We start from the raw sequence: 11,438 nt of genomic DNA, 5'->3' as shown, positions 1-11,438 counted from the left end.
TTCAGATAGGCTGTTGAGACGCGCACAGAACGAAAGGCCCTGGTGACAGGGCCTTCTTTGCTGTCCCCGGATCGCGGGGCCAAGGTCTTCGGGCGCCGAGCGGGGCTCGGTCGGCCGAGTTGCCGGCCATTGCTTCCCGCCGGTCGACCGCTCGGTCGAACGGCAGGGTTCGATCAGGGGGCGGCGATCGAGCCTCGTGCTCGGAGGGGCATCGGCACGCGCTCGAATCGGGTGTCGGCCTGGGCGGGAGCGAGCAGGGCCTCGACGGCCCTTCGGCCGAGCTCGTAGTGGGGGAGGGCGACGGTGGTGAGGCCGGGTCGGAGCCAGCTCGCGAGCTGGTGGTCGTCGAAGGACACCACTGAGAAGTCCTGGGGCACTCGGAAGCCGGCTTCCTGGATCGCTTGGTACGCACCGAGGGCCAGGCGGTCGTTGAAGCAGAGGATCGCCCCGCCGGTGACACCCGACTGCAGGAGCGCCGTCGTCGCCTGCCATCCGTCCTCGGGCAGCCAGATGCTGCACCTGCGGCCGCTCGCGGGCTCGAGGCCGGCGCCGTCGAGTTCTCGGAGGATGCCCTCCAGGCGCTCCTGTCCGGCGATGGTCAGCGGCGGCACGTCGCCGAGCGCGGGTCCGGCCCCGATGAGGTGGATCTCCCGATGGCCGGCGTCGAGCAGTGCGCGGGCGGCGGCGCGGCCCGCGCCGATCTCGTCGGGAATGACGACGGGGACTTGAGCGTGGTCCTCCGCGGGGACGGTGTTGAGGAAGACGAGGGGGCGGCCGACTCCACGGGGGACCGGCCGCTCCCGGGTGAACATGGAGGCGATGACGATCCCGTCCACCTGCCGGTCGACCATCGCCTGGATGAGGCGGGCCTGCTCGTCTTCGGACCCTTCGGACTCGCCGATGAAGAGCATGTGGTCGTGCCGGCGCGCGCCCTCGAGCGCGCCCTTGATCATGTCGCCCGCGAGCTGGGACGTCGCGACCGTGTCGGAGATGAAGCCGAAGGTGCGGCTGAGGCCGGTCCGGAGGACCTGCGACGCCGCGTTGGGGCGGTACGCCAGCTCGGCGGCGACCTGGCGCACCCGGTGCTGGACGGGTTCGGAGATCCGCAGTTCGTCGCCGCGATCCGACAGCACCAGTGATGCCGTCGTGCGGGACACGCCCGCGGCCTTGGCGACGTCGGCGAGGGTGACTCGCTTTTGATGCACGTGAGGTCCTTCCGTACTCCGAGGTCTCCGCGGAGTTGACAAACGCAGATCCGTCTCGCAGTATAGTCGTTGCTAACTCGGTTTAGCTCGACGGTTGCATCATCCGCCGATCCCTCCACGACATGGATGAAAGGGGACAACGATGTCTCGCATCAGGAAGTTCCGCCGGCGCGCTCTGGTCATCTCGGGCGTCGCGTTCTCGGCCGCCATCGGGCTCGCCGCCTGCGCCCCTCCCGGGAGCGACGGCGCCGAGGACGCCTCGGCCCCGCTGACCGGCGATCCCACCTGCGGTGAGGACCCGGTCGTGCTCAGCGCGTACTTCGAGACGGGCTTCCCCCTGCCGAGCGCGCTCGCCGACCAGTTCACGCGCCAGTACCCGAACGTCACCTTCGACATCCGCGAAGACCAGTTCGCCGTCATCACGCAGAACGCGCCGCGGACCCTCCAGGACTCCCCGCCCGACCTCATGCGCCTGCCGCAGATGTCCGAACTCGCCTCCGACGGCCTCCTCCTCGACCTCGACCCCTACGCGGAGGCGTTCGGCTGGGACACGTGGCCCGCCTCGCAGCTGGAGCAGCTGCGCGTCGACGAGGACGGGAGCCGCGGCGACGGCCCGCTCTACGCGATGGGCCTCGGCTACTCCATGACCGGGGTGTTCTTCAACAAGGAGCTCGGAGCGCAGATCGGGATGACCGAGCCGCCCGCGACGCTCGACGAGTTCGACGGCTACCTCGCCGCCGCCCGCGACGCCGGCATCACCCCGATCGCGCAGTTCAACGGCGGTGCGACCGGCGGCCTCGCGTTCCCGCTCCAGGCGCTCATGGCCTCGTACGGCGACACCGCCGCCGTCAACGACTGGATCTACCAGAAGCCCGGCGCCGACATCGACACGCCCGAGAACCTCGCCGCCGCCGAACACCTCGCCGAGTGGATCGACGAGGGCTACTTCGCCGACGACGTCAACTCCATGGACTACTCGCAGATGATGAGCCGGTTCACCAACGGCGAGACGCTGTTCATGTTCAACGGGGACTGGGAGTCCGGCAACCTCGACGCGCAGATGCCCGGCGGCGCCGGCTTCTTCCTGATGCCTCCGCTCGAAGCGGGCGGCGCGATCGGCGCCATGTCGGCCCCGGCCACCTACGGGATCGCCGCCACCGCCGAGCACGCCGAGTGCGCCGCGTTCTTCCTGAACTGGGCGGCGACCGACGAGGAGGCGCGGACCATCGAGGTCGAGACCGGCGGCTCGCACCCGATGGGGCCGGCCGACGGCTTCATGCCGGAAGTCGCCGAAGGCTCCGTCACCGCCGCGACGCTCGCCGCGGGCGCGGCCATCAGCGAAGCGGACGGGGCGATGGACTTCATCGCCAACGCCACCGGCGCGATCTACGCCCAGAGCTGGACCCCCAACCTCCAGAAGCTGGTCGCCGGAGAGCAGACGCCCGAGGGACTGCTCGAATCCGTGCAGGCCGATTACGAGTCGCAGGTCGGTGACTAGATGCCCACTCCCGCGACCACTGCGTCGACCGGTCCGGGCGCCGCCCGTCCGCGCCCGCCGGCGCCGGGCGGGCGCGCCCGGCGCCGCCGCGCCGGCGGCAGCCTGCTCGCCTATGCCCTGGTCGCCCCGGCCGCCCTCTTCTACGCGTTCTTCGTGCTGCGCCCCATCGCCACCTCGGTGCAGTACTCGTTCTACGACTGGAACGGCGTCACCACGGCGACCTGGGCGGGCTTCGACAACTACATCGCGGTGCTGAGCGAGCCCAAACTCGTGGGCGCGATCGGGAACGCCTTCGAGCTCATCCTGTACTTCAGCGTCGTTCCCGTCGCGATCGCGCTCTTCGCCGCCAACCTCATCAGGTCCATCGCCGCGAGCCGCCTGGCGACCGCGGCGCGGACCGTCCTGTTCATCCCGCAGGTGATCCCACTGGTCGCCGCCGGGATCATCTGGAGCTGGCAGCTGTCGAGCGACGGCCTCGCCAACCAGATCCTCCGGTCGGTCGGGCTGGACGCGCTCACCCGGGCATGGCTGGGCGACTTCGACACGGCCCTCCCGGCGGTGGGCGTCATCGGCGCGTGGGTGCAGGTGGGCCTGTGCCTGGTGCTCATCCTCGCCGGCATGACCAGGATCGACGCGTCGCTCTACGAAGCGGCGCGCATCGACGGGGCGGGACCCGTGCGCGAGTTCTTCTCGATCACGCTTCCCGGTGTGCGCCAGGAGATCGCCGTGTGCGTCACGGTCACCGTCATCTCCGCGCTCGCCAGCTTCGACATCATCTACGTCGCCACTCAGGGCGGACCGGGCGACAGCACCCTGGTGCCGGGCCTGCAGATCTTCTACCTCGCCTTCTTCGAACGCGAGATCGGCACGGCCTCCGCGTTCAGCATCGTCCTGATGGCACTGGTGATCGTCGTCGTCCTGCCCCTCCAGCGACTCCTCCGGGGACGTGAATCATGATCACCTCCCGTCGCGAGAAGATCATCGGGCGCGTCATCCTCGTCGTGCTCATGCTGGTCACGGTGCTGCCCTTCGTCAGCATCTTCGTCACCGCCCTGCACGAGCCGGGCAGCTACCCCCAGGGCATCGAATGGCCGGAGACACCGCACTGGGAGAACTTCGGCCTCGCCTTCCAGTCGGCGGACATGTTCCGCCTGCTCGGCTCCAGCATGCTCATCGAACTGGGAGTCGTCCCCGCCGCGGTCCTCCTCGCGACCCTCGCCGGATTCGGCCTGGGCCACCTCAGGCCGGTCGGCGCCCGGGCCGTGTTCATCGTCTTCATCCTCGGCCTGACGCTCCCCTTCGAAGGGATCATCACGCCGCTGTACTTCCAGATCCGCGACCTCGGGATCCTGAACACCCGGTGGGCGATCATCCTGCCGCTGATCGGCCTGTTCATGCCCTTCGCGGTCACCTGGATGCGCGCCAACTTCGCCACGATCCCCAGAGAGCTGTCGGAGGCCGCGCGCGTCGACGGGGCCACCACGTGGCACCTGTTCTGGCGCATCCACGTCCCGCTGTCGGTGCCGGCGATCTCGTCGCTCGCCATCCTGCTGTTCCTGTGGACGTGGAACCAGTTCCTCCTCGCGATCGTCCTCGTGGCCGACCCGGCCCAGCGGACCATGGCCGGGGCACTGGGCGCGTTCCAAGGCCGGTACGGCACCGACATCCCGCTGCTGTGCGCCGGGTCGCTGCTGATCCTGACCCCGACACTGATCGTGTTCCTGGTGTTCCAGCGCAAGTTCGTCTCGGCCCTGCTCCAAGGGTCGTTGAAGGGGTGACCGTGTCGAACCGCCCGCCCTTCGCCCCCGAGATCGAACGGGCGCTGTCGCAGCGCACGGATCTGACGACGAGCCTGCGCCCCGACGAGATCCCGCAGCTGCGCTCGCGCGCGGTCGCACCGGACGAGGACGAGATCACCCGCGGCGGCGAGTTCACCCTCAGCCGCCACCGGGCGCACGACCCGCGCACCGGCGCATCGCCCGACATGGTGCTGCTCCGGCCGCGAAAGCGTCCCGGACCCGTGCCCGTCCTCTACTACCTGCACGGCGGCGGCCTCGTGGCCGGAAACGCGCTCGACGATCTCGCGATGGCGGCCGAACTCGCCTCCAGTGCCGGCATGGCGGTCGCGACGGCCGAGTACCGGCTGGCACCGGAGCACCGGTACCCAGCCGCCGTCGAGGACGTGTACGCGGGACTCCAATGGACGGCGGCGAACGCGCGCGACCTCGGACTGGACCCCGACCGCATCGTCATCGGTGGCATCAGCGCCGGCGGCGGCCTCGCGGCGGCGGCCGCGCTGCTCGCCCGCGACCGCTCCGGACCCGGCCTGCTGGGGCAGATCCTCATCTGCCCCATGCTCGACGACCGGAACGACACCGAATCGTCCCGGCAGATGGAGGGCGCCGGGGTCTGGGACCGGACCGCCAACGAGACCGGATGGTCCGCGTACCTGGGAGACCGGCCCCGCCGCGACGTTCCCGTCTACGCCTCCCCGGGCCGAGCGACCGACCTGAGTGGACTCCCGCCGACGTACGTCGACGCCGGTTCGGCGGAGACCTTCAGAGACGAGGATGTCGAGTACGCCCGCCGCATCTGGGCCGCCTGCGGCACAGCCGAACTGCACATCTGGCAGGGCGGCGCGCACGCCTTCGACGCCTGGATACCCGAGGCCGCGCTCTCGCGCCAGGCCAGGCGCACCCGCGCCGAATGGCTGCGCCGCCTGCTCGCGGACGAGTCCGCGCGCGGCGACGACCAGCGGCCGGTGCACGCATGATCGGCGTCATCGGCGAGGCCCTCATCGACCTCGCCGTGCCCGAGACCGACCGGCGGCACCCCGAGGCGCACCCGGGCGGAAGCCCGATGAACGTCGCGATCACCCTGGGCCGCCTGGGATCCGACACGGCCTTCCTCGGTCGGCTGTCGCGCGACGCGTTCGGGCGGCTCCTGCGCACCCACCTGGAGACCTCGGAGGTGGATCTGCGGTGGGCGATCGACGCCGAGGAACCCACCAGTCTGGCGGTCGTCTCGGTGGCGCCCGGCGGCTCGGCGGACTACACCTTCCACGTCACCGGCACGGCCGACTGGCAGTGGACCCCAGGGGAACTACCGGACTCACCACCGCTGGCGGCCGTGCACGCGGGATCACTGGCCCTGGCACTGGAACCGGGCACGACGGCGATCGAACCCTGGCTGGCGAAGCTGAGTGCTGGGACCACGGTCAGCCTGGATCCGAACGTGCGGCCGGCGCTGCTGGGGGACCGACGAGCATTCCGCTACCGACTCGAGCGGTGGCTCGCGATCGCGTCGATCGTGAAGGTGTCGAACGAGGACCTGGAGTGGATCTGGCCGGGCGCCGACCAGACCGAGTGGGCGCGGCACTGGACCGCGAAGGGCTGCAGACTGGTCGTGGTGACGCGCGGCGGCGACGGTGCCCTGGTCGACTGCGGCGGTGTGTCGCTCGAAGTACCGGCCCCCGAGACGGACGTGATCGACACGGTCGGCGCCGGAGACGCCTTCAGCGGCGGCCTCCTCAACTGGCTGGACCGCAACGACCGGCTGACGCCACCGGCGCTGGCCCGCTTGAGTCCGGAGGAGGCGCAGACGGCGGTCGAGTTCGCCGCGAAGGTCGCGGCGATCACCTGCTCCCGGGCCGGAGCGAATCCGCCGCGGCGCGACGAGCTCAACGGCTGGGGGAGGTTACCCGGCGGGGAGTCGTCGCATCTCGACTCCGCGATCCTCGCCGAGGACGGACCTCCGCCGCACCGGCGTCGGCCCGGTGTCAGGAGCGTGTCAGCGGCCCGTCAGTGCCGTCGGCGATGGTTCCCCCTGCCAGCGAAACCGCCCGGAGCACACCGGGCCCGCGAAGGGAATCACCATGAGCGCCAACGAACTCCAGCAGACCGTCGCCCGCACCGCCGAGACGTACGGCATCCCCGGGATGTCCGTGGGGATCTGGCACCGGGGCCGCGAGGTCTTCGCCGCGCACGGCGTGACCAGCCTCGACCATCCGCTGCCGGTCGACGAGCACACGATCTTCACCCTCGGCTCGACCACGAAGCCGTTCACCGCGACCGCCGTCGTCGCCCTGGCCGAGCGCGGCCTGATCGACCTCGACGCTCCCGTCCGCCGCTACCTGCCCGGCCTGAGGCTCGCCGACGAGCGCACCGCCGCCTCGATCACCGTCGCGAACCTGCTCAACCACACTGCGGGCCTGGACACGTGGATGCTCCTGGACACCGGCGACGGCGACGACGCCCTCGAGAAGTACGTCGGCGACCTGGAGGAGCTCTCGATCATCGCCCGCCCCGGCGAGCGCGCCTCCTACAGCCAGGCCGCGTTCAACCTCCTCGGCCGGGTCGTCGAGGCCGTCACCGGCCAGACCTACGAGCAGGCCGTCGCCGAGCTCCTGCTCGACCCGATTGGGCTCGGTGAGAGCACCTACTTCGCCGCCGACGCCATGACCCGCCGGTTCGCCGTCGGCCACACCGCCGGCGATGACGGCCCGGCCGTCGTGCACAAGTGGAAGCTGCACCGCGCCCAGAACCCCGGCGGGGGCCTCGCCTCCACCGCGTCCGACCTGCTGCGCTGGGCCCGGTTCCACCTCGGCGACGGCCGGACCGAGAGCGGCGAGCGCGTCCTCTCCACCGAAGCGCTGCACGGCATGCGCACGCCCACTGTGGAACTGCGCGGGTCCTCGATCGGGGACGCGTTCGGGCAGTGCTGGTTCCTCAAGGACATCGACGGCGAGCCGGCCTTCGCGCACGGCGGGTCCTCGATCGCCCAGTTCGCGGACTTCGTCGTCGTGCCCGGGCACGACTTCGCCGTCGTCGCGCTCGCCAACGCCGAACCCGGCGGGACCCCCGCGAACTGGGAGGTCATCCGCTGGGCCCTGGAGCAGTACACGGGCCTGGTCGACCGCGACCCCGAGCCGGTCGCGTACGACGCGCCCCGCGCCGCGGCAGTGGTCGGCGACTACGACGTCGACATGATGACCGTGACCGTCGCCGACGAAGGCGGGCGCCTGACCCTGGCCGCCCGCATCAAACCCGAGCTGCGCGCGGCCTCCGACGAGGAGATGCCCGCCGACTGCGAGCCAGCGAACATGGGCTTCCTCCACCCCGAAGGCGACGACTACATCGTCACCGAGGGCCCGCTCCAGAGCCAGCGCGGATACTTCCACCGCGACCGGGACGGCAACGTCACCGCACTCGACCTGGCCGGCCGCGAGTTCCGCCGCGTGTAGCCCCGAGCCGCCCCGGGTGTCCGGCGGGGTCGAAAGGCCCGTTTCCGGCAGCACGAAAGCCGTATTTCGTTACCTCCGCCTTCTGGAGGGCTCACTCAACGCCGGTGGACCGAGCGCCGCGCGAGCAGCGTGCGGATGCATCCGACGGCCGGCCGGGGCGGCCAAGGTCACCCATCCCGAACAACGCCGCGACCGAGGAGAGCATCTCGTCCGATCTGAGCGCCTGTCCGTGATCTCTTGCGGCGCAACACTATTGGACGCAATCAATAGTAATAATCACGAAATGCGGCTGTCGTAGCGGCTTCGGACGGAAATCTCCGAGCGGCCTTCGCGAACTGGAGTGGCTGGTGATTCTGGATGCAACGCGATCGATCATCACGGTTCGGTCGCCCATCCGAGAAGGAGGAACATCATGGACAGGTACTTCGTCAGGGTGAGCTACGGCTCCGATGTCTGGGAGACGACGGTCTGGGCCGTCGACGCTGAGCGGGCGAAGCAGGCGGCCTTCATGGTCTTCAAGAGCCATTTCCCGAGGAGCCGGGCGACTCGATGGGAGAACTGCTCCTACCTGTACGAGAAGCAGAACCCGACCGGGGGCATGACGCTCCGCGGCGCCGGCGGTGTCGCCGGTGCCACCGGCACCACCGCCGCGCAGCAGGCGTTCTCCGACGAACTCCAGGGCAAGATCGGCGAGTTCCTCGGCGCGAAGCTGGACGGCAAGTTCAGCACCGTGTCGTACCCGGCCGGCTTCAACTACGGGATCACCTACGGTTCCAACGCGTACTACAACGCGGCGACGCTCCAGGACCTCGATTCGCTGCTGGGGACCTCCAGCAGCGGCCAGCTCCAGATCGGCACCGACCGCTTCTCGACGCTCTACCGCAACATCCTGGGGGCGACCGTCTTCGGCTACTCCAAGGCCGACCAGGAGTTGATGAACAAGGAGGACACGGCCGCATCGGCGCAGATCGCGTCGATCCTGACCGAGTTCACCAACGCCGGGTTCGCCTACACCAACCCGCTGCCGATGGGCGGGAAGCTCCAGGACGTCTTCGACCAGGTGCTGGCGAGGTACGGCTCCTTCGAGGACATGCCGGACTCGCTCACCGCGCTCTACAACGCCATCGCGAACTACAAGGTGGTGGCGGCGAACAGCATCCTCCTGCACCGCAGGTACTTCGAGGCCACCGCCCTGCTCAATGCCGCCCGGGCCAACATCATCCAGGCGAGCGCGGCCAACGGCGGCGAGGAGATCGGCCCCGGCCAGTTCTACGTCGGCTACACGCCCGACAAGCTGCCCAGCGCGAACCAGCTCATCGGGCAGCTCCAGGCCGACGGGAACGCCGTGTCGCTTCACCTGGAGCTGTCGAACTTCTCCTCGAAGTCGACCGACCTCAGCGTGGGAGGCAAGGTGGGGTTCTCGGTCCCGATCATGGACGCCGTGGGCATCAACTTCGGCGCGTCCTCGTCCTACGACCTGTCGACCTACACGTCGAGCTCGTCCACCGTCACGATCGACCTCAACTACAAGGGCGTCACGATCATCAGCTCGGCGCCCACGGCCCTGACGCCCGACGGCACGGTGGGCTGGTACGACGGCCAGATCCTCAGCGAGATCGCGTCGAAGACCGGGCAGGACGCGACCGGGTACCAGCTGCACGGCAGCGAGTTCAACGTGGGCGAGCTGTTCGGGGAGGGCGGCAAGCTCTCGCGCCTGAAGACCTTCGTCGTCTCCCAGCAACCGGAGATGTCGATGACCTTCAAGGGCGGCAACGCCAGCAAGGTCACCAGCGACATGAAGGTCGGCGCGACGGCGTCGGTGGACCTGTTCGGACTGTTCCGGGTCGGCTCGGCATCGTCGAACTACTCGGTCAACAAGGTGGACACCAGCTCCAGCGACGGCTCGGTCACCGTCACCTTCGGCGCCCCCGAACCGAGCGGCACGATCCCGCTCGCGCAGCAGGTGGCGTACGTGATGGGAGGTGTGCCGTCCTACCCGCCCAACGAGTCTTAAACCGTTGCAGGAGTCGCCGACCGCACCCGCGCGACAAGGGCGGGGCCGCCTGACCAGGTGGTCCCGCCCGATTCCATGCCGGCGAGCGCCGAAGACGGAGGCTCACCGCGAACGCGAAACAGAAGGCCCCTGAGAACCGGGGCCTTCTCGTCTGAGCACAGTTCGAAGGCGCCACCGTGGTGCGCGGCCTCTCGGGACTCTGAGCGATCCATCCCTCGACGCGCCTTGCCCGAACAGCCTTGACCGGTTGGGGCGAAACGCTTCCTGAAGATGCCCGGTCAGGGGATTTCCTGGGCGCATCAACATGCGCACAATGGACCTCATGGGTCTGAGAAGCTGGTTGAGACAAGCGAACGGGCAAAGTGAACCGAGGCTCCCAGCCCATTGGGGCGCGACGGGTTCCGGCCAAGAACAGTTGTCAGGGACCACCACGGTAGCGAGAGCCGAAGTGGCCGCATTGATCCAGCGTTACGCCCTTCCGGAGCGTGGCATGCTCGATATCGAGGCCGTCTTGCGCAGAGTGCCCGACAACCATGTCGATCCTGCAGCTGTCGCCGCGCATGCCGATGGGATGCGGATCGGCTATCTTTCCTCGGCTACCGCGCGATATCTGCCGCTTCGCCCCGGCGCCGAATTGCGGGTGCCAATGCGGCTGTTCAGCCTCAAACGCGACCGGAACTATCGCGGCGAAGCCTGGGTGTGGCTGGGCTCGGAGCCACCGCAGTGGAGCTACAGCGCTGCGAACCCTCCGCCGCTGACCCCTGAAGAGAAGCGAGCCGCTGAATCGGCGTTCCGTACGAACCTGGTACAACAAGCGCTCGTCGAAGGCGGCTCACGAGCTGAGCAGTTCCGCGCCGGCATGGTCAACGGCATCCATTACCTCGAACTGGTGGAACCGATCAAACAGCTCAAACGTGATGGTCGACTTCGCGAAGCACTCGAGCTGTGCTACCAGGCGATCGAAGGGGCAGAGAAAGCAGCTGGTGGTCTTGAGCCGGCACCGGCTTACACCGAGCATGCCGCGATCATCCATCGCAAACTCGGCGAGCGCGAACTGGAGATCGCCGTGCTCAAACGCTGGATCGACCACACGCCAGCGGACCGGCGAGAAGGATCGAAGATCGCTGAACGCCTGGCGAAACTCCAGCCCTGAACCTGGTCATTCTCCCCGGACCTACGGCGAACCATAGAGGCCATCGACAGATGTTGAATACGGCACGCTTGCGCGTACTGGAAGTCGCTGGCTGGGCCTGCTGGATCAACCAGCATCGAACCGGGCAACGTATCGCGCGTCGGCCATGTGAGAGAGACAGCGGCCGGACCGACGAACAGTGGATGCGCGGTGATTGTGGTTCTCGCGCTCGGAGGCGCAGCAGGACTCCTGGCCGCGGCCGCGGCGGCGGTTGCAATGTTGACGAGCTGAGCTCGGCGATGCCCACCAAGCTGCGATGCCGCGTCCAACAGAACTGGGGCCCCACC

At 69.0% G+C, this 11,438-nt stretch carries 8 protein-coding genes and 1 pseudogene; 8 read left to right on the top strand and 1 reads right to left on the bottom strand.

Going from position 1 to position 11,438, the window contains the following annotated elements:
• Positions 1–173 precede the first annotated feature (173 nt).
• A complete protein-coding gene (locus tag BLS99_RS14445) occupies positions 174–1,205 on the bottom strand; it encodes a LacI family DNA-binding transcriptional regulator (RefSeq protein ID WP_091050845.1) in 1,032 nt (343 codons plus the stop codon).
• Between the two features lie 142 nt (positions 1,206–1,347).
• Here BLS99_RS14445 and BLS99_RS14440 point away from each other — a divergent pair, with 142 nt between their 5' ends.
• The 8 genes and pseudogenes from BLS99_RS14440 (at position 1,348) to BLS99_RS25700 (ending at position 11,112) form a co-directional block, all read left to right on the top strand.
• Positions 1,348–2,703, top strand: a complete 1,356-nt coding sequence (locus tag BLS99_RS14440; RefSeq protein ID WP_091050842.1) for an ABC transporter substrate-binding protein — start codon at positions 1,348–1,350, stop codon at positions 2,701–2,703.
• Positions 2,704–3,660, top strand: a complete 957-nt coding sequence (locus BLS99_RS14435; protein ID WP_091050840.1) for a carbohydrate ABC transporter permease — start codon at positions 2,704–2,706, stop codon at positions 3,658–3,660. It begins immediately after the preceding gene.
• Entirely contained in the window at positions 3,657–4,481 is an 825-nt protein-coding gene (locus tag BLS99_RS14430) for a carbohydrate ABC transporter permease (protein ID WP_091050837.1), read from the top strand. Before BLS99_RS14435 ends, BLS99_RS14430 begins: the two co-directional genes overlap by 4 nt.
• 2 nt (positions 4,482–4,483) lie before the next feature.
• A complete protein-coding gene (locus BLS99_RS14425; protein ID WP_218126507.1) occupies positions 4,484–5,476 on the top strand; it encodes an alpha/beta hydrolase in 993 nt (330 codons plus the stop codon).
• Positions 5,410–6,309: pseudogene (locus tag BLS99_RS27785) on the top strand (carbohydrate kinase family protein); the annotation flags it as partial. The gene BLS99_RS14425 and the pseudogene BLS99_RS27785, both read left to right, overlap by 67 nt.
• 268 nt (positions 6,310–6,577) lie before the next feature.
• A complete protein-coding gene (locus BLS99_RS14415) occupies positions 6,578–7,945 on the top strand; it encodes a serine hydrolase domain-containing protein (protein WP_091050835.1) in 1,368 nt (455 codons plus the stop codon).
• 412 nt (positions 7,946–8,357) lie between these two features.
• Complete coding sequence (locus tag BLS99_RS14410; RefSeq protein ID WP_091050832.1) at positions 8,358–9,959, top strand: hypothetical protein; 1,602 nt, start codon at positions 8,358–8,360, stop codon at positions 9,957–9,959.
• Between the two features lie 448 nt (positions 9,960–10,407).
• Positions 10,408–11,112 (top strand): hypothetical protein, encoded by a 705-nt coding sequence (locus tag BLS99_RS25700; RefSeq protein ID WP_143034808.1) that lies wholly within the window; start codon positions 10,408–10,410, stop codon positions 11,110–11,112.
• Positions 11,113–11,438: the final 326 nt, after the last annotated feature.

The organism is Glycomyces sambucus (assembly GCF_900102815.1).
Lineage (GTDB): Bacteria > Actinomycetota > Actinomycetes > Mycobacteriales > Micromonosporaceae > Glycomyces > Glycomyces sambucus.
Note: the sequence above shows the minus strand (reverse complement) of the source record. Positions and strands in the feature narration are given on the sequence as shown.